Below are 18,541 nucleotides of genomic sequence, written 5' to 3'. Positions count from 1 at the left end.
GGGCCGGTGGGCCGGCCGCGCTGACCCGGTGCCCGCGCGTGGACCGCGGCACCCGCACCCTGCCCACCGAGTGCGTCGAGCTGATCGAGGGGCTGGCACTACGCCGGCCGCCGCCGTCGACCGCGCACATCCACCGCACGGTCACCGCGATCGCGGCCCAGCGGGGCTGGCCCGGGTGAGCTGTGGTTGCGGGGCGGGCACCGTTGTCGCGGTGTCGGTGAAGATGCGTTCGCAGCCGGCCGCGGTGAGCGCGTCGTGTTGGCTCAAAGCCACAGGGCTCGAACAGCTTCGGGACTTCTTTGACCGCCACCACCTGGGCCTGATCCTGATCGGCAGCCCGGCCTGGAACGCCGGCTCGCACGCTACCCCCAGCTCTACAGCCGCATCGGCTTCGCCCACCAATACCGGCCGCTGAGCGATGACGAACTCGCGTTCGCGCTCGAGCTGCACTGGAACCGGCTCGGCCTGGCGCTCAACGCCGACGACTTCACCGACGCCGAGGCGATCGCCGCGATCGCCCGGATCACCGGCGGCAACTTCCGGCTTATGGCCCTCGCCGCGCTCGAACCGAAAGACCTGCTCGCTGTGTGGTCCCTCGACCGGCTCGCCCACTCGCTGGCGCACCTGCTGGACACCGTCGACCGGATTCGGGACAAGGGTGCCGGCCTGTGGTCGATCAGCGAGGACATCGACACCGCCGACCCGGACACCGGCCCACCGATCCTCGAGATCTTCGCCGCCCTGAAAGACTGCCAGCGCGCCATCCGACGCGAAGACGCGCTGATCGGCCTCGCCGCTGCCCGGAGACGCGGCCGCGTCGGAGGCCGACCGCCTGCCCTGACCGACACCGCCGTCGCGCAGGCCCGCACCATGAAGGCCCACGGTGCCACCGTCACAGAGATCGCCGGGGTGCTTGGCGTCGCACGCTCGACCGTGCACCGCTGCCTCGCCTGATCGACACCGTGCCAAATAGCGTCGGCAAAAACGTGCCAGATAGCGCTGGGAGTCACAAGTGCCAGCACAGAGCGTCGAAAACCCGTGTCGAAAAACTATGTCGACAAATGAGTGGGAGATGGCTTGCTACTTGGCGGCCGAAGCGGCGAGAGGGTCGTAGTCGGGCGCGCTGAGCAGGGTGTGGAGCTGACGCCGGCGCACACCCATGTTCCCGCCGTCGAAGATGGGCAGCACCACCGCATCCTGCAGCAGGCGTGCGAGCGGTAGATCGTGGTTGTAGCTGTCGATACCGACAATCCGCATCAGGTCGGTGATGACCTTCACCGCGGTTTCGGAGCCGTAGATCTTCGCCTGCACGGCCAGTTCGAGGGCGCTGGGCAACTGGAGGTCGAGGGCCTGGCAGGCCTTCCAGCTCAGGTAGCGTGCCGCTTCGATGGCGATCTTGGCGTCGGCGAGGGCGTAGCCGACAGCCTGGTGCTCGATGATCGGGACCAATCCGGCGCGGCGCTCGGTCTTCGCGAAGTGCAGTGCGAAGTCGAAGGCTGCGCGCATCAGCCCGACCCCGAAAACCCCGACCAGGGCGGCTGTTCCGGCGAAGCTGGCCTCCACTAGTTCGTTGCCCGACCCGACCTCGCCGAGGATGTTCTCGCGCGGGACTCGGACGTTGTCGAAGTGGAAGCGCGGGGTGAGGTGGCCGCGGTGGCCGAGGGTGTCGAAGTCCTCGTCGGTGACAAGACCGTGCCCGGGTTTCGGTACGAGCAGTACCGAGGTGGCCCGCTCGGTCGGCCCATTCCCGTCGACGTCGGTCCGGCAGACGACGGTGAGGAAGTCCACTCCGCCGCCGTCCCATCCGGTGGCGTTGCTGATCCACTGCTTGGAGCCGTTGATCACCCATTCGTCACCGTCGAGTACCGCGGTGGTGCGGGTCCCTTCGGCCGGGGCGGGATCGGCGAAGTTGGCGATCCCGCCGGGTTCGCTGTGGCAGAACGCCGCCAATGGGGCACCGGTTCCGGAGAGGAAGGGTGCGAGGGTCTGCTGGATCTGTTCCGGGCTGCCGCCGTTGAGCACGGGCAGTAGTCCGAGCAGGGAGGCGAACGTGGTGAGTGAAACGTTCGCGTCGACCGTGTAGAACTCTTCGGCGATCAACGCCATGTCGACCAGGCCGTTGCCTTCACCGCCGGCGGGTGCCGGGATGATCTTGCGGAGCCAGCCCTGGGTGACGACCTCCTCGTATGCAGGCCGCGTCGCGGCGAACCGTTCCCGAGCCGTGGGCAGGTGTCGGATCGTCTCGGCGATGTCGCCGAACGTCTTCTCCGCGAATGCCCGGGCGGACAACTGCAGTTCGCGCTGCTCGGCGGTCAAGGTGAAATCGATGGCCATGCTGATCGTCTCCTGCTGGTGGTGGGTGCCGGCATCGAGCCGCACCGTCGGTGTCCCCCGGGACCGGGAGGTGCTGGCCGCACGGGACACCGGAATGTGAACGACATCACCATCCTGCGCTCTCCGTCGGGCACTGTCTTGGCGCCTGGCGCAGAGAAACTGGGACAGGGGCGAACTGGCCGACTGCGTTACCGGAGCGGGTGGGCCGCCTCGCCTGCGGTCATCGTTGCCCGGTACTCGCGGGGCGACTGGCCGAACGTCGACCGGAACAGCTTCGAGAAATACGAGGAATCGATCAGCCCCCAACGGCCGGCGAGCGTCCCGATCGGGACCGAACTCATTCTCGGGTCCCGAAGGTCCCGGCTCACCCGTTCGAGGCGTCGCCGTCGAATGCAGGACGTGACCGTGATCCCCTCCCCCTCGAACAGCATCTGCAGGTAGCGAATCGAAATGTTATGGGCGCCGGCGATGGTCGGGCTGCTCAGTTCGGGGTCATCGAGTCGTGCATCGATGAAGGCCTTGATCTTCAGCAGCAGTGCGTGTTGGTGGGTCTCCGGCGGAACGTTCGATTCCGAGCCCAGTTGTTCGGCGAATGCCGCGGCGAGCAGGTTCAGCACGGCGTCGCCGAGATCAAAACTGGAGGCGAGCTGCCCGGTCTCCATCTGCTCGGCGAACGTCATCAAGAACGGCGACACCAGAGCGCCGATGCCCCGGCGCCCGGAGATGCGGCGGGCCGTTACCACCTCGGAATCGCCGGACCGCAGCCGCAACAGCTCACGCGGGAACATCAGCACGAGCTGTCGAAAATCGTCCTCGAACGCCAGGCCGTATGGTCGGCGGGTGTCGTAAACGGCGAAGTCGCCGGGGGTCAGCGCCGCTTCCCGGCCATCCTGCGTGACCAGGCAGTACCCCCGCAGCTGCATGCCCAGTTTCAAGTAGCCCGGATCTGAACGCCGAATCGTCGCCGCAGTCCGCTCGACCTCGACAGGGCCGCCGCTGACATCACTGACCTGCACGGTTCCTACCGACTGCGCCCGGAGGCCTCCGCGGAACCCGCCGTCCCGGCGGACCCGCGCCTCGAGGGGAACGAAGGTGCTCGCCACCGCATCACACCAGGCGTCGAAACGTTCGGCAGGTGACAACACGTCTGTGTGCACGATCTCCGTCATGGTCGGACCACCCACTTCGCCTCACCCGGCGACCTTCGGGACGAAATGCCACGACGGGCCGAACCGGAGCACTAGACTGCACATAATACCGAATGATCGTTCGGCTGGCTAGGCCGTCCGACCATACCCTGGTATGCGGGATACCGAGTGCGTCCACGTCACACAGGCTCTGCGCTGCGTTACAAGACACCGTGTTCGACCCGGCGCACGATGGGGCTGGAGGCCTCGAGGGCGGCTAGGCACGGTTCGCCAGTCGGCCTACAAGGCCGCAAAAACACCCGCCCCAAGGAGACCTAGCGTGACCATGTCAGCCGACCATTCGGTCGATACTCAGTTCGCCACCGAGCTTTTCATCGGAGGCCGGTGGCGTCCGAGCAGCGCCGGCACCTTCGTCAACCTCAATCCGGCCACCGAGGAACCCCTGGCGGATATCGCCGACGGCACCGCCGCGGACGTGGACGACGCGGTGCGTGCTGCCCGCGGCCAACTCGACGGTGAATGGGGTTCGTGGAGCGGGATCGACCGCGGCAAGGTCCTGAACCGGATCGCCGACCTGATCGAGCGTGACGGCGATCTCCTCGCCCGGCTCGAGGCACTCGACATCGGCAAGCCGGTCGGACAGCCGACAATGCTCGATATCCCCAACGCGGCCGCCACCTTTCGTCACTTCGCCGGCTGGGCCGACAAGATCACCGGTCAGGCAATTCCCACCGCTGGCTACTTCGGCAAGCCCACCCACTCGTACAGCGTGCGCGAGCCGGTCGGCGTCATCGGGGCGATCATCCCCTGGAACACGCCACTGATGATCACCGGCTGGAAGCTCGCCCCCGCCCTGGCCGCAGGGAACACCGTGGTGATCAAGCCGCCCGAGGCGGCGCCGCTGTCGATCCTGCACCTCGGTCGCCTGCTCGCGGAGGCCGGCCTCCCGCCTGGAACGGTGAACATCGTGCCCGGGGACGGGGCGGTGGCCGGGAACGCGCTCGTCGAACACCCCGACGTCGACAAGATCAGCTTCACCGGCAGCCCCGCCGTCGGTCGCCTCATCCAGGAGCGCGCGGCGAAGACCGTCAAGCGCGTCACGCTGGAGCTGGGCGGCAAGTCCCCGCAGATCATCCTCGACGACGCCGATCTCGAAGCGGCGATCAATGGCACTGCAATGGGCTTGTTCTTCAACCAGGGCGAGACGTGCGCTGCCGGCACCCGCGTCCTGGTGCACCGATCGTTGTACGGTGCGGTCGTCGACGGTCTTGCGGCGGCGGCCGACGCGCAGGTGCTCGGCGACCCGTTCGACCCGGCCACGACGATGGGGGCCCTGGTGAACGCCAAGCAGCGGGACACCGTCCTGCGCTACGTCACCATCGGTACTGACGAGGGTGCACGGCTGGCCGCCGGCGGCGCCCGCCATCAAGGTCCGGGTTACTTCGTGCGGCCCACGATCTTCGCCGACGCGACCAACGACATGACCATCGCCCGCGAGGAGATCTTCGGCCCCGTCGGCACCGTGATCCCCTTCGACGATCCGGCCGAGGCGATCCGCCTGGCGAACCAGACCCAGTACGGGCTCGCCGCGAGCATCTGGACCCGAGACGTCTCCCGCGCCCATATCCTCGCCGGCCGGGTCCGCGCCGGGGCGGTGTGGGTGAACGGGTGGGCAGCATTGGATCCCGCCCTCCCCTGGGGCGGCATGAAGACCAGCGGCGTCGGACGCGAGCTGGGCTGGAGCGGCATCCTCGCCAACACGGAAGAGAAGGCCGTCACGATCGTGTTGTAGCGATCGCGACGATGGGACCGACGCGTGGTCCGGCCATCCATAGCGTGAGCCCGGGCGACCACCGCCGCGGACGTAGCCGCCCGCAGTGGTCGCCCAGGTGTCGGCCATCCTCAACTCGGGACCTCGCCGAAAACCTGGAAGGTTCGATAAATGCCCGCACTCATCTTTCATGCTGCGATCGCAATCGCCAGACTGCTGACACCCCGCGGTGTCATAGAGACGATCCAGCGCATGCTTACAGATATCGCTATCGCGCGAGCCACTACGAGATGGCTAATCATGGCAGCCGAACAGCAAGGGGACTTCAGTTCTCGTCCGTTGAGAGATGGACAGGCCGAGTCGAGCGCCGCGTCCCAGTAAGCCGACCACTGCGCGCATGGGGCAAGACCTGGAATGACGACCCGAAACCATTCGTCCGGCCCAAGACCAGAGACATTCGATCCCCTCGCAAAACATATCTCACGAATCTTTTGACGCGACCTGTGAGTAGAGAGAAGCGTCAACCTTCTGCGCGTAGGCCGCCCCACGCGCGCCGGTTCGCCCCGGTCCAACTTTTGTTCGTCTGGGAACAAGATGTGGCGTCACAACCCAGAAACAATCGGTGATGCCAGTCACGCAATCGCGGACAGCGACAAACCGGTTCCGGTCTGAGCCCAAATACGAAGAACTAATCCATCACTACACCCAGAGATCGGTTGAAATAGATGTTGAACAACAACCTGTCCGGCAGCACCGTTGTCATCACCGGAGCGGCCGCAGGAATCGGCCTGGCCACTGCTGAGCTCGCAGCCCAACGCGGCGCCACGGTCGTGCTGACCGACCGTTCCGAGGACACCCTCAAGGCAGCAGTGGAGAAGATCGGCCCCAACGCGGACTATCGGGTCCTCGATGTCACCGATACCACCGCAGTTGAGGAGGTCATGGCATCGGTGGGCACCATCGACCACCTCTTCACCTGCGCGTCAGGGATCACAATCGCCCCGTTTACCGAAATCACCGAGGAACAGATGCGGGACTTCTTCGAGGTCAAGTGGTGGGGTCAGTACCGCAGCGTCAAAGCCGCGCTGCCACACATCCCAAAGGAGACCGGTTCGATCACGCTGGTTTCCGGGTACCTCTACCGCAAGGTCGACCCAGGCTATTCCGCGTTCGCAGCCGTCAATGGTGCGGTCGAGGCCACGGTCAAGTCCCTAGCGATCGAGCTTGCGCCGCTACGTGTCAACGCCCTTGCACCGGGGCCTGTTGACACCCACAAGCGCCGAATGAGCGACGCCGAGCACAGCTCCTATCGCGAGCAGGTCGCAGCATCACTTCCGATCGGCCGTCCTGGTGAGGTAGAGGAGCTTGCGGGTGCCGCACTGTTCCTAATGGAGAACACTTTCACCACCGGCATCACGCTCGATGTCGACGGCGGCAAGCGGTGAGTGACGCCGACACAATCTTCACTGAGGTGCTGGCCGCCTGGGGGCGACGTTTCAATGGGGGCGACGCCCGCGGGGTCTCCGACATGTTCACCGCCAACGCGATCTTTCAAGGACTACGCCCCGAGCCGCTGTTCGGCAAGGGCGAGATCATGGCGTACTACGACAAGGTCCCAGCCAGCACAACAGTTCTCGCCCAGCCCATCTCGGTGTATCGAATCGGTGGGGACTTCATCGGTGGAATCGCCGAAATCGTCTTCACCGAGCCCGACGGACGCCAAAGGCCGGTCCACCTGTCGATGCTTCTCTGCGCGGACCGCGGGGCATGGCGGATCTGTCACTACCACGTTTCGGATTGTCAGCCAGCAGATTGATCCAGTGCAATATTCGCGAGGACGAGTCGATTTAGTCGTCAGGCAGCACCCGCGCCGCCCGAACTCGACTTGGCTGAACCCGTCGGACCGCGAGTCATACGCGCCATGGCCAGGAACTGTGTCCGGCGGCGGTTACCACAGGGGGAGGAGAAGTCCGGGTGCTTCGGCACACCAGATCAGTTCCTCGATGCTGTCCGAATCCACCCGCAGGCGAATCCGGACGGAAGGCGGCGACGATGGCGCGGGTGCGGCCGGCCGGGTTGCGAACGTCGGAACGTGGGTGACCCGACCACGGATCCGGCCTGTCGAGGCGTACGCGAGGTCACCGATCAGACGCCCAGTGACTTCGACCTGACCGAGCACCGGACGGCGGGCCACCCAGCACCGCGCAACAGCACGGTCCAGTCCCACCAATGATCACCGGTGCCAGGTCGCTGAAGTGTGGGTTTGTTCGAGTGCAGAGGCTCGACCAAGGGAGCCGCGGCCGGCGCCCTTCTGATTCGATCGGCCCCGTACCTGCGAGCAGCGGCAGCCGACCACAAGCCGCACAAGATGCTGAAAAAACTCGTCGCCCTCGATCAGGAAGAGCAACGACGGCGACGGGGACGGGGCACCCGCAAGACCGGCCAGAGCGACCGCAGAAAGCCCGGATCTCCCGTACTTCACGCCGCACCGTGACTGACACCCGAATCAAAAAGGCCCGCCCCATTCGTGGCGGGCCTCCCAGTAACATTCGAATCCGTTGCCGCCGAGGCTCGGGTCTCACGATCATGGCTCTATACCCAACCCGATCTGCGGGACGAGATCATCCGGCTCCGCTCCGCAGGCCGGCCGGATCGGCCACCAGCCCGAACCCGGGATCGCGCGACCACCGATTCCTTGCACACTCGGCTGGCTGTCGCACACAACCGCATACGGGCACTTACCGAGGAGAACGCGAGTCTGAGACACCAGCTCGCGCTCGCCCTCGGACACGCACGAGCGAGCCGCACAAATCCGCGAACAACTCCAACGTGACTGCATCAACTCGATAACAACAGCCAGGCGAAGGGAGCCGCCCTGTTCCGGCGGTTGCCTTCGTTATAGACAACGTCCACATCGCAAGACCCCAGTTCAGCAGACCACAACCGCAGCGGGCTAAAGATATCGATCGATTTTCGACAACTGTGGGGATGAAGCGGAGTAGGGAACTGCCCGACGATCGCCCTCCCCGTGTCGTTCTCGTCAGGCGAGGGCGGCCGCTGAGCGGCCGTCGAGGGCGGATTGCACCAGGTTGCTCTTGGGCAGCGTCGAGTCCGACCTCAATGCCTCGATCCATTGCACGGTCGTCGACACCGCAGCAAAGTTCGACTGCAGCAGCACCATCAGTGCAGTGTGCAGGGACTCAGCGGAGATCATCCCGGCCTCATTGGCGAGATCGATGGCACCCGTGGCGTCGGACAGGATTTCGGTGGCGAACCCGAGCCCTTCGGCTTCCACTGCCGTGGCGAGGTCGCAATTGTTGGTCATGTAGCCGACGATCGTGATGGTGTCGACGTTGTGCGCGTGAAGCCATTGCGCCACATCCGTTCCGGCGAACACACTCCCGTACTGCTTGTGCACCCGCTTGGATGCCGGATCGATGCGCTGTTCGATCTCCGGATGCAGCGACCATCCCGCGGTGCCCTCGGCGAAAACGGGAGCGCCCTGCGGCATGTGATGCTGGACCACGAGAACCGGGATGTCACGCGCGGTGGCAGTCTCCACAGCGTTGACGATGTTGGCGAGGGACTCCGCGCGCGGTGGGTACTGGATTTCGAGTGGTCCCTCGAAGTACTCCTGCTGGACGTCGACGATGACAAGGGCGCGGCGGGGTGCGGTCATCAGTTCTCTCCTTCAGCTGTGGTGATGGCGCCGCGCCACCGTGCGGACGCGGGCCGGTCCCAGTGTTCGGCACATCGGCTTCGTCCACGAGTGGCATGGATGCATACTTTCGATGGAATCAGGCCAACCTCGGAGGCATCATGCGTATCGCGGTCTACGCGTTCGACGACATCACCATGTTTCACCTGGCGGCACCGTTGATGGTGTTCGGCGAGGTGGGCCGGCTCGGGCTTGCCCCCGACTGGCAGACGCGGTTGTGGTCCGATCGGGAAGGCACCATCCGCACGATCGAGGGATACCCGATCGGCGAGGTGGCAGGGCCGGCGACCGTCGAGTGGGCCGACATCATCGTCTTCCCCTCGTGGCCTCAGTCCCTGCTACCTGTCAACGATGTGTTGAAGACTGCGATCACGTCCGCGCATGCCCGCGGTGCTGCCATTGCGGGTCTGTGCCTGGGTGCCTTTGCTCTCGCTGACACCGGCCTGCTCGCAGGCCGCTCCGCGGTCACGCACTGGGAGGTGATGCCCTTACTTGCTGAACGCAGCATCGGCAGTGAAGTCGACTCCTCGGTGCTTTACATCGATCACGGTGATGTCCTTACCTCGGCGGGGACGGCCTCGGCGATCGACGCCTGCCTACATCTGGTTCGCAAGCACCTCGGGGCTGCCGTCGCGACCCGGATCGCCCGTAGCCTGGTCGTTGCCCCTCACCGGGAGGGAGGGCAGGCACAGTACATCGACCGCCCCCTGGCTCAGCCGATATCCGACACGACGATGGCCGAAGTACAGGAATGGGCACTCACTCATCTCGACGAGCCGCTCACCGTGGACCGACTCGCCGATCAGGCACAAATGAGCAGACGCAGCTTCGTACGCCACTTTCACCAATCCACCGGAACGACCCCGGCACGCTGGATCCTCGAACACCGCCTGCAAGAAGCTCGGGCCCTCCTCGAAACAACCGACTGGGGAATCGACACCATCGCCGCGAAATGCGGCTTCGGGAGCAGCGTTACCTTCAGGCAGAGGTTTGCCGCAGCATTCGCAACCTCCCCCTCCGCGTATCGGCGGCAATTCGCCGACAAACGCGTCAACATCCCCACCACGCGAACACTTAATTAATTAGCGCCCCGTTGTGGAAATCGTCAACGGAAACCGTTGCGAGCCGTTGCAGGTCAGCGAGCTTCAGTCATGGGCGGCAATCGGAATGCGCCTGTGATGGTTCGGTACATGGGCGCCGTGGCATCTGTCGCGCTTAGACATCTCGGGAGGCGCCGCGGTAGCTCCGCTCATAAAATAGGACAATGTCCTAATATGGAGCGAGTAGTCAGGACGCGCTACGGTGCCGTGGGTTCGGTTGCCCACCGCTTCGGTGTCGACCTGTCGAGAGGATCGGAGACCATGAGCGCCACGAAGAACGTGATGGGAGCGCCGGGTGACGTCGGTGCGACGGCCGATCGTGGTCGTGCTCAGGGAGCGGGCAATGACCGGATCGTGGCGACGCTCAACGAATTGGCGTGCCGACCGGACGGTGCACCGTGGGGTGTACGTGAACTTGCCGAAACGTTGGGCGGCAGCCGAAGTACGGTCAACCGCATCCTGCAGGGACTGACCGAGCAGGGGCTTGCTGCGCGGGATGCCAACGCGAACTACACCGCCGGGCCGCGGTTACGCGTTCTCGCCAATCGCCTGCTCGACCGGCACCCTTTGCTCGGGAGTGCGCGATCGATCATCGACACCCTGGCGCGATCGTGTGATGCGACCGCGTTGTTGGCGGTGTACGACCCCTCTGCCGGTCGGTGTTTCGTCGCGATGGTGACGGTGGCACCGGGTCCGGTGCGCTACAACCTCGGTCCGGGAACGGTGATACCGCTGCATGCCGGGGCCGCCGGGCGCGCCATCCTGGCCGAGCTCGGTGTCGATGCGGTGGATGAGGCCGCGCTGACCGCGTTCACGGAGGACACGGTGACCGACCGGGCCGGTCTCGAACGGCTTCTCGCCGAGGACCGCGCGGCCGGCTACGCGATCAGTGTCGGGCAGCACTTCGCGCTTGCGGCCGGGGTGGCGGCTCCGTTCCGGTTCGGGGGGCTGTTGGGTGCGGTCTCGGTGACCCGGCCGCGGTACGACACCACCGACGCTGACTTGCTCCGCTTCGCACCTCAGGTCCAGGACGCCGCCCGCCGGCTCTCCGCGCTCCCGTTGGCACCGGAACCGGTGGATTCTTCCGTACTGGTGCGGGAATCGAATCCGGCGCCGGTGGCGTCTGCTGGCGGGAGTGCGACGACTGCGGGGTCCGAGGGTGGGTCGGCGGTCGCGCGGTTCGAGCGCCTGCTCGCCGCGCTGGTCGCCGAACCGGCCGGACTCGAGACGACGGGGCGGCCGTTGGCGCGTCGGATCGGGGCCAATCCGGCCACTGCGGCCAAGCTGCTGGGGACGGCGCTCGAGTGTGGCCTGGCGCTGCGGCGCGGGGAGCGGGCGGTGGCGGGTCCGCGGCTGCTGTATTGGGCCGCGGCCCTCGGTGCCACAGCGGGTGTCGTTTCGGTGACCGCGGGCATCGTGGCATCCTTAGCGGCCGAGACCGGTGAGACGATCGGGGTGGCGGAGTTCGATTCCCGCTCCCGTCATGCTCAGCTGACCACGGTGGTGCCGGGGAGTCGGCCGCTGCACTACGGGTTGGCGACCGGGGTCGATATTCCGTTGCACGCCGGGGCGGCCGGCAAGGCGATCCTTGCGGAGCTTCCCGGCGAGGTCCTCGACGGTTTGGCGTTGACGCAGTACACCGAGCGGACCGTGCGCGGCCGGGCGGAACTCGAGGACGAGCTGGACGGTGTCCGTGCCCGGGGGTGGGCGGCCGGTGACGGTGAGCGGATCCCCGATGCCTTCGGTATCGCCGCCGCCTACTTCGTCGATGGCGTCGTTGCCGGATCGGTGACGGCCACGATCCCGCGGTTTCGGGTACCGGAGGTCGACATCGACGTGGTGGCGGAGAAGGTCGTGGACGCCGCCCGCGAGGTCACGGCGTTGTTGACGGTATCCGTGAGTGTCTGACCAAGGCCTCGTGCGGAAGGAATCATTGCCACATCGCCTGCCGCGAAGACCCGGGCGCCCCGGCCGCAATTGATGGGGTGCGGCCGGGGCGGATCGTGAATTACCGGAGGGCGCTGCGGATGTCGGCTCGCATCTTCTGCTCGGTTTCTTCCTGGGTGCGGGTCCTGTGGAGGGCGGCGGAGAGGTCGGCGCGGGGGATGATCACGATGCCGTCGGTGTCGCCGATGATGGCATCGCCCGGGTTGCAGACCACGTGGCCGCAGGCGATCGGGGAACCGATCTTGCCGGGCCCGTTCTTCCATGGTCCGGCGGCGGTGATGCCGCGGGCGAAGACGGGCAGTTTCATCGCGGTCAGCTCGTCCACGTCGCGGGTGGCACCGTCGATGACGACACCGGCGATGCCCTTGGCGACGCAGATTTCGCCGAGGATGTCACCGAAGACGGCGCGGTTGGTTTCGCCGTTGCCGTTGACGACCAGGACGTCGCCGGGTTGTGCGTCGTCGAGTGCGCGGTGGATGGCGAGGTTGTCGCCTTCGCGGGCTTGGATGGGCAGGACCGTGCCGGCCAGGCGGAGGCGGGGGGTGACCAACCCGATGTCGGCGGTCATCAGGCCCATTCGGGCCTGGGCGTCCCCGATCAGGGCCACCGGGTATTCGGCGAGGGCGGTGATCTCGGGCAGCGGCGCGCGTTCCCAGGACGGGGCGATCTGGATGTTGTCGGTGGTCGCGTTGATGAACATTGTCTGTCTCTTTCTCATCGAGCCGGGCCAGCGGCTCCGCGGAGGGTGTGGGGTTGGTTTGGGTCAGCTGACCGGCACGGGCTCGAGCGCCGGGGTGATCGAGTTGACGGCGTTGTCGGGGCCCTCGCCGGCGAGTGCCTGCCGGATGCACTGCACCGCACCGGCGCCGGCGTTGCGGAGCGATTCGGTGGTCTGGCCGCCGACGTGCGGGGTGACGATCAGGTTGTCGTGCGCGGCAAGGTGCTCGGCGATCCGGGGACTGTGCGCGAGCGGGTCCTTCGGGTCCGCCGCTTCGCCGTCGAGCACGTCGAGCGCGGCGCCGCCGAGCCGACCGTCGTCGAGGGCGTCGAGGAGGGCCTGCTCGTCGATGAGCCCACCGCGGGCGGTGTTGAGCAGGATGGCGCCGGGTCGCATCCGCGCGATGGTGGATGCGTCGAACAGGTTTCGGGTGCCGTCGGTGAGGGGCAGATGCAGGCTGAGGATGTCGGCGTCGGTGATGAGCTGATCGAGGGTGACCGGAACGCATCCGCGGGCTTCGATGTCGGTGTCGGCGACGTACGGGTCGGCGACGAGGACCCGCATCCCGAACCCGCGGGCGATCTCGGACACGGTGACGGCGATGTTGCCGAAGCCGAGCAGGCCCAGCACGCGGCCGCCGAGTTCGAACCCGGTCAACGTGGGTTTGAGTGCCGCCCACCCGCCGGCGGCCGTGCCGTGAGCGGCGGTGGGTGTCTTGCGGGCAAGGGAGAGCAGCAGCGCGAAGACGTGCTCGGCGACGGCGCGGCTGTTGCTGCCGGGGGTGGTGGTCACCCACACCGAGGCGGCGGTGGCGGCCGCGATGTCGACGTTGTTTGTGCCGACGCCGTGGCGGGCGATGATCGTCAGGTTCGGGGAGTTACTGATCTTGTCCGCGTCGAATATCTCCGCTCGGAGCAGGACCGCGTCGACGGTGTCCGCGATGTCGGTGTAGGCGACCGCGTCATCGCCGTATCCGAGGTGGACCTGCCCCATCCGGGACAGCTCCGCAACGGCGTCGGGATGGATCTGTTCGGAGACGTAGAACGTATGCACGGGTGGCTTCCCATCTTTCACGATCAGCTGTAGAGGTGGGTGTCGGTGGTGTTGTGGCGGACCAGGCCCACCACGACGGCCAGGCCCATGAGTCCGGAACCGACCAGGATGAAGGCGGGCACCAGGTTGTTGCCGGTGACATCGATCAGCCAGGTCGCCAGGAACGGGCTCAGGCCACCGCCGATGACGGCGCCGACACTGTGCCCGAACGCAACCCCGGTGTGCCGGACCTGGACGGGGAAGAACTCGGTGATCGAGGCGTAGGTCCCCGCCTGGCACAGCGCGTAGGGCACCATCCCGATCAGCAGACCGACCACCGCGAGCGGCACCGAGTGCTGCCCCATCAGCAGGAACGACGGGACGGTGACCACGACGTAGGCGGTGTAGGAGAAGATCAGGACCTTTTTCGCGCCGACGCGGCTTCCGAACAGGCCGGCCAGCGGAATGAACACCGCGGCACAGAGGACGGCGAGCAGAACGATCGTCGAGGCCTGCGCCTTGGTGAACCCGAGGACGTTGCTGAAATACACGGCCACGAACACGGTGCCGAGGTAGGTGCCGATGTTCTGCACGGTGGAGATGGCCACCACCTTCGCCAACGGGGCGCGGTGAGTCGCGAGCAACGTGCTGAACGGCTTGGTGGTCGTGGTGTGCTCGGCGCGGGAGGCCGCGAACTCGGGGCTGTCCTCGATGCTCAAACGCATGTAGAGGCAGAGGATTCCGAGTGGGACCGCGAGCAGGAACGGGATGCGCCAGCCCCACGCTTCCATCGACTCGGCGGGCAGCAGTGACGCCGCCAGTGCGGCCATGCCGGCCGCGGCGCCCTTGCCGAGCTGCGCGACCCCGGGGATGAAGGAGACGTAGAACGAGCGGCGGTTCGGTGCCGCCCATTCCCTGATGTAGCTGGCCGCACCGCCGATCTCACCGCCGGTCGAAAAGCCCTGCAGCATCCGGAACAGCACCAGCAGAATCGGTGCCATCACCCCGATCTGCGCGTAACCCGGGAGGATCCCGGTCAGCGCGGCCGCGGCGCTCATCAGGCCGATGCTCGCGATCAGGCTGGTGCGGCGGCCGACCCGGTCGCCGAGGCGGCCGAAGAAGATCGCACCCAGCGGGCGGACGACGAACGCGGAACCGAACACCAGCAGCGTGTTCAGCAGTCCCATCATCGGGTCGTCGCCGGGGAAGAACACCACCGACAAGGTGGCGGCGACATAGCCGTAGACGCTGAAGTCGTAGTACTCGATGAACGTGCCGAACGCGGCGACTCCGGTGGCCTTCTTCGCCTTCTTCTGGTGTTCGCCCGCGGTCATCGTGGTGACCGGTTCGGTCGTCGGTGAGGCCACAGCACCCTCCTCCATAGTGTGTAAAAACTGGGACAGTGTCCTAAACTGCATCCAGTGTGGCCCGCGACACGTTGCGCTGTCAACACGCCGTTCGCGCTGGCCACCACGGCGCTGCGGCCGGGGAGGTGGATCGAGGGGGGCGCGCTGGCGGCTTGCGCCGCCGGGTTTGACATCGAGTTGCCGCACGCGCCACACTGCGTTAAATAGGACAGTGTCCTATTTTCTATGCACTGTGTGTGCCGTATTGCCATGGCCGAACCACCCGATCTGTCGGAGGAAGGACACGATGTCGTCGCTCACCTTGTCGATCAGACATCTTCAGCCTCGTGCCGAGTACTGGGACTGGCAATTGCGGGCGCTGTGCCGGGGCCTCGACCCCGACGTCTTCTTCTCACCCGAAGGTGAGGGGCGAGGTGCTCGGGCACGGCGCGAGCGCGCCGCCAAGGGCATCTGCGACCAGTGCCCGGTGCAGCGCGCCTGCCGCAACCACGCCCTCTCGCTGGGCGAGCGGTACGGCATATGGGGAGGAACCTCCGAGGCCGACAGGCGCTATCTCGATACTCCGGAACCGTCTGTGCGGCAGGCAGTCCCGAAACGGCAAGTACAGATCGCGCAGAGGTACCGACACTCGATCAGTCGCTGACGCCGGTCCACGGCCCATCGGCATCGGCAATCGTGGGGGTGCGGTCACTAGAGGATAAGGGGAAGCCCGGCCGCTTCGGCACACCGGATCCGTTCCTCGATGCTGTCGAGATCGTCGCCGCGCGCGGGCCCGGTGCGGATGACGGCGTTGGTCCCCAACCGCATGTGTGCGGGGTTGGTGCAGCCGGCGAAGTCGCACTGGTGACACAGCACCGTAGCGTCGGCGCCGGACCACCCGAGCCGGGAATGACGCCCTATTCGAGCTGGTAGGCGAACAGGTGCGCGGGAACTATGCCGCGGCGGGACGGTCCAGGCAGGCAGGCCGCCCTACATGCTGGTGGGAGTGCGCTATTCGAATACTTCCGGATTCGTGTCGTGGCCTGTCTGCGATCATCCGCGAGCCCGGGCGGCGCTGACGATGAGGCAAGTCAGGTCGCATCTATCGCGCCGATGATGGTGTCGGCGACCGCGGCGACCACGGTGCGCACGACGGGTTGGCGGACGATCCAGGTTTGCATCGTCAGCGGTGGATCGATCAGGCGTCGCCACGTCCATTCCGGGAGCAGTCGCGCAGCGCTGGTGCCGACCAGGATCGCCGCGGTCGATCCGGTCGCCCTCAGGCACGCGTGGGCGTTCTCGGTGTAGTTGGCGAAATGCCACCGCGGGGTCGCGCCCGCGTGATGGGCGGCCGCGACGAGTTGGTCGTGCCCGATGGGGACCTGTTCGCGGGAATGAACCAGGACGTCGAGTCCGTCCAAGGCTTCGAGCGGCCAGGTGTCGTCGTGGTCGCCGGGGACGTCGACACTCGGGTCGATCGCCACCCCGAACGATTCCTCGAGGACCCGGTGCTGGAACAGATCCGCCGGGGGCGGCTCATGCAGGAATGCGATATCCAGGCGTCCTTCGCGCAGGCGCTGCAGGTGGGTGTTGCTGCTCCCGTCGGACAGTGACAGGTAGGCCTGGGGCAGGGAGTCACGGACGGCGTCGATCCACCGGTCCAGCCAGGGTGAGGGCAATCCCGGGACGAGTCCGACCTCCACGGTTTCGCGGACCGGGCCGGCGTCCCGTGCGGCATCGCGGGCGGTGTCCGCGTACCGGAGCATCGTCACTACGTGCTGGTAAAGGGCTTTTCCTGAGGCGGTGGGGAGAACTCCGGAGGGTACGCGATCGAACAGCGGAACCCCGCACTCGCGTTCGAGGATCTGGATCTGACGGGTCAGCGCGGGCTGGGACACCAGCAGCGATTTCGCGGCCGCGGACAGCGAACCGCGATCGCACGCCTCGACGAAGTAGCGCAGTTGCCGTAACTCCACGGTTCTCCCCGACTCGGACGACACCCGAGCAGGGTGCCATAACTTTTGATCATACCGGGACCAGAGAAACGGCATTGGATCCCCGCGACCGACTGGGCTTTCATGGTGGTGGGCACCACAACCGCCGACGAGCGTGATGTGGGTTTCCCGTTCACGCTTCGAAAGGACATCTACATGGCCGCGATATCCACCGCCGCGTCCGGCACCAGGTACCGCTGGGTTGTACTCGCGCTCTGCTGGGCAGCTTTCACCATGACCTCGGTCGATCGCGCGACCTGGGGTCCGGCCGCGGGGTCGGTCGGCGACGATCTCGGCGTCGCGATTGCCGGTCTCGGGCTCTTCGCCACGACGTATTACATCGGCTATGTCCTCTCCAACGTCGTCGGCGGCTTCGTCGCGGATTGGGTCGGTAGCCGGGTGACCGTGGGGTTGAGCATTCTGCTGTCCGGCGGGTTCATGCTCGCGTTCGGAGAGGCGGACACCCGCACCATGGGGTTGCTGTTCCAGGCCTGCATCGGACTCTGTGCCGGCGCCGAGCTCGGCGCCGGGGTCAAGTTGATCACCGGCTGGTTCGTCCCCGAGCGCCGCGGCTTCGCGATGGGCGTGTTCATGACCGCGACCTCGCTGGGCCTCGTCGTTGCCAATGCCGTGGTTCCCACGCTGATCGAGTCGCACAGCTGGCGCACCTCGTATCACCTGTTCGGCATCGCCTCCATGATTCTCGGGGTGGTGTGCCTGATCCTGCTACGACCGGGCCCGCTGGTTGTTCGGGAGAAAGGGTCGGGCCGCCCGGACCTGCGGCCGCTGCTGCACAACCGCAGCCTGCTGCTGCTGGGCGTGGCGGGTTTCTGCGCCCTGTGGGGCACCTACGGTTTCGTCACCTGGTCGAACCTGCTGATGGTCAAGGGCATCGGGATCGACCCGGTCGAAGCCGGCACCGTCGTGGTCATCTTCGGCGCCGTCGCCGTGGCGTCCAAACCGGTGATCGGATTCATCGGTGATGTACTCGGATTGAGCCGCAAGAACCTGACCATCGCCATCCTTGCTACCTTCGCCGTCTGCCTGATCGCCTTCAGCTTCGCGAACACGGTGACCCAATTCCTCTGGATCGCGCCCGTGCTCGGAATCGCCGCCTACGTCTACAGCCCGGTGATGCTCGCGATGATCCCCACACTGTCCGGCGGTCAGCTGGCCGGCTCCGCCGCCGGGGGTGTCAACGCGTTCTGGCAACTCGGCAGCACCCTCGTGCCCACCGTGGTCGGCCTGGTGTACGGCGCGGCCGGCTCGTTCCAGGTCGTGTTCCTGGTGCTGGCCGCCGGCCCACTGCTGGGCATCGTTCCCATGCTCGGGCTGCGGACAGCCGACATCCACGAACACCTTCCGCCCACGGCCTCGATCCACTCAGAGCCCACCGGTCAGCCGCTGCTGGCTACCAATGGAAAGGACTGACC

General features: G+C 66.4%; 16 protein-coding genes and 1 pseudogene. 9 read left to right on the top strand and 8 right to left on the bottom strand.

Going from position 1 to position 18,541, the window contains the following annotated elements:
* The first annotated feature begins 211 nt into the window (after positions 1-211).
* Both RJ1_RS46980 and RJ1_RS48215 read left to right on the top strand, forming a co-directional pair.
* Positions 212-415: a hypothetical protein gene (locus RJ1_RS46980; RefSeq protein ID WP_162850358.1), complete on the top strand. Its 204-nt coding sequence runs from the start codon at positions 212-214 to the stop codon at positions 413-415.
* 131 nt (positions 416-546) lie between these two features.
* Positions 547-954 carry a recombinase family protein gene (locus tag RJ1_RS48215; protein WP_073367793.1) on the top strand — a complete coding sequence of 136 codons (408 nt, stop codon included), beginning with the start codon at positions 547-549 and terminating at the stop codon, positions 952-954.
* 126 nt (positions 955-1,080) lie between these two features.
* Here the strand turns inward: RJ1_RS48215 and RJ1_RS36440 are convergent, their stop codons facing one another.
* Together RJ1_RS36440 and RJ1_RS36435 are read right to left on the bottom strand one after the other, a co-directional pair.
* Positions 1,081-2,334: an acyl-CoA dehydrogenase family protein gene (locus RJ1_RS36440; RefSeq protein ID WP_073367790.1), complete on the bottom strand. Its 1,254-nt coding sequence runs from the start codon at positions 2,332-2,334 to the stop codon at positions 1,081-1,083.
* Between the two features lie 188 nt (positions 2,335-2,522).
* Positions 2,523-3,503: an AraC-like ligand-binding domain-containing protein gene (locus RJ1_RS36435; RefSeq protein ID WP_073367813.1), complete on the bottom strand. Its 981-nt coding sequence runs from the start codon at positions 3,501-3,503 to the stop codon at positions 2,523-2,525.
* 304 nt (positions 3,504-3,807) lie between these two features.
* Here RJ1_RS36435 and styD point away from each other — a divergent pair, with 304 nt between their 5' ends.
* The 3 genes from styD to RJ1_RS36415 all read left to right on the top strand — a co-directional run bounded on the left by styD (position 3,808) and on the right by RJ1_RS36415 (position 7,069).
* The gene (gene styD, locus RJ1_RS36430; RefSeq protein WP_073367810.1) at positions 3,808-5,274 is read left to right on the top strand and encodes a phenylacetaldehyde dehydrogenase StyD; all 1,467 of its coding nucleotides are present in this window, start codon (positions 3,808-3,810) and stop codon (positions 5,272-5,274) included.
* 704 nt (positions 5,275-5,978) lie between these two features.
* Entirely contained in the window at positions 5,979-6,698 is a 720-nt protein-coding gene (locus tag RJ1_RS36420; protein ID WP_073367784.1) for an SDR family NAD(P)-dependent oxidoreductase, read from the top strand.
* Complete coding sequence (locus tag RJ1_RS36415; protein ID WP_073367781.1) at positions 6,695-7,069, top strand: nuclear transport factor 2 family protein; 375 nt, start codon at positions 6,695-6,697, stop codon at positions 7,067-7,069. The genes RJ1_RS36420 and RJ1_RS36415 overlap by 4 nt, the downstream gene beginning before the upstream one ends.
* A gap of 1,224 nt (positions 7,070-8,293) precedes the next feature.
* On the opposite strand, the gene RJ1_RS36405 is transcribed toward RJ1_RS36415, so the two are convergent.
* On the bottom strand, positions 8,294-8,932 hold the full coding sequence (locus tag RJ1_RS36405; RefSeq protein WP_073367779.1) for an isochorismatase family protein: 639 nt from the start codon (positions 8,930-8,932) through the stop codon (positions 8,294-8,296).
* A gap of 140 nt (positions 8,933-9,072) precedes the next feature.
* On the opposite strand from RJ1_RS36405, the gene RJ1_RS36400 reads away from it, so the two are divergent.
* Positions 9,073-10,053, top strand: coding sequence for a GlxA family transcriptional regulator (locus tag RJ1_RS36400; RefSeq protein WP_073367807.1), 981 nt, complete (start codon positions 9,073-9,075; stop codon positions 10,051-10,053).
* A 279-nt stretch (positions 10,054-10,332) separates the two neighbouring features.
* Positions 10,333-11,979: an IclR family transcriptional regulator gene (locus tag RJ1_RS36395; RefSeq protein ID WP_162850359.1), complete on the top strand. Its 1,647-nt coding sequence runs from the start codon at positions 10,333-10,335 to the stop codon at positions 11,977-11,979.
* 100 nt (positions 11,980-12,079) lie between these two features.
* Here RJ1_RS36395 and RJ1_RS36390 read toward each other — a convergent pair whose 3' ends face one another.
* From RJ1_RS36390 to RJ1_RS36380, 3 genes are all read right to left on the bottom strand, one after another.
* On the bottom strand, positions 12,080-12,718 hold the full coding sequence (locus RJ1_RS36390; RefSeq protein WP_073367773.1) for an RraA family protein: 639 nt from the start codon (positions 12,716-12,718) through the stop codon (positions 12,080-12,082).
* A 63-nt stretch (positions 12,719-12,781) separates the two neighbouring features.
* Positions 12,782-13,789, bottom strand: coding sequence for an NAD(P)-dependent oxidoreductase (locus tag RJ1_RS36385; RefSeq protein ID WP_073367770.1), 1,008 nt, complete (start codon positions 13,787-13,789; stop codon positions 12,782-12,784).
* A 23-nt stretch (positions 13,790-13,812) separates the two neighbouring features.
* Positions 13,813-15,135: an MFS transporter gene (locus RJ1_RS36380; RefSeq protein WP_240319888.1), complete on the bottom strand. Its 1,323-nt coding sequence runs from the start codon at positions 15,133-15,135 to the stop codon at positions 13,813-13,815.
* Between the two features lie 286 nt (positions 15,136-15,421).
* On the opposite strand from RJ1_RS36380, the gene RJ1_RS36375 reads away from it, so the two are divergent.
* The gene (locus RJ1_RS36375; RefSeq protein WP_073367764.1) at positions 15,422-15,778 is read left to right on the top strand and encodes a WhiB family transcriptional regulator; all 357 of its coding nucleotides are present in this window, start codon (positions 15,422-15,424) and stop codon (positions 15,776-15,778) included.
* A gap of 47 nt (positions 15,779-15,825) precedes the next feature.
* Here the strand turns inward: RJ1_RS36375 and RJ1_RS48210 are convergent.
* Both RJ1_RS48210 and RJ1_RS36370 read right to left on the bottom strand, forming a co-directional pair.
* Positions 15,826-16,106 (bottom strand): annotated as a pseudogene (locus RJ1_RS48210) (hypothetical protein); the annotation flags it as partial.
* 99 nt (positions 16,107-16,205) lie between these two features.
* Positions 16,206-17,114, bottom strand: coding sequence for a LysR family transcriptional regulator (locus tag RJ1_RS36370; protein ID WP_240319889.1), 909 nt, complete (start codon positions 17,112-17,114; stop codon positions 16,206-16,208).
* A gap of 78 nt (positions 17,115-17,192) precedes the next feature.
* Between RJ1_RS36370 and RJ1_RS36365 the strand changes: the two genes are divergently transcribed.
* Positions 17,193-18,539 carry an MFS transporter gene (locus tag RJ1_RS36365; RefSeq protein WP_240319890.1) on the top strand — a complete coding sequence of 449 codons (1,347 nt, stop codon included), beginning with the start codon at positions 17,193-17,195 and terminating at the stop codon, positions 18,537-18,539.
* Positions 18,540-18,541: the final 2 nt, after the last annotated feature.

The sequence above is a fragment of the Rhodococcus jostii NBRC 16295 genome (assembly GCF_001894825.1).
Classification (GTDB): domain Bacteria; phylum Actinomycetota; class Actinomycetes; order Mycobacteriales; family Mycobacteriaceae; genus Rhodococcus_F; species Rhodococcus_F jostii.
This window is presented reverse-complemented; position numbering and strand designations above follow the sequence as displayed.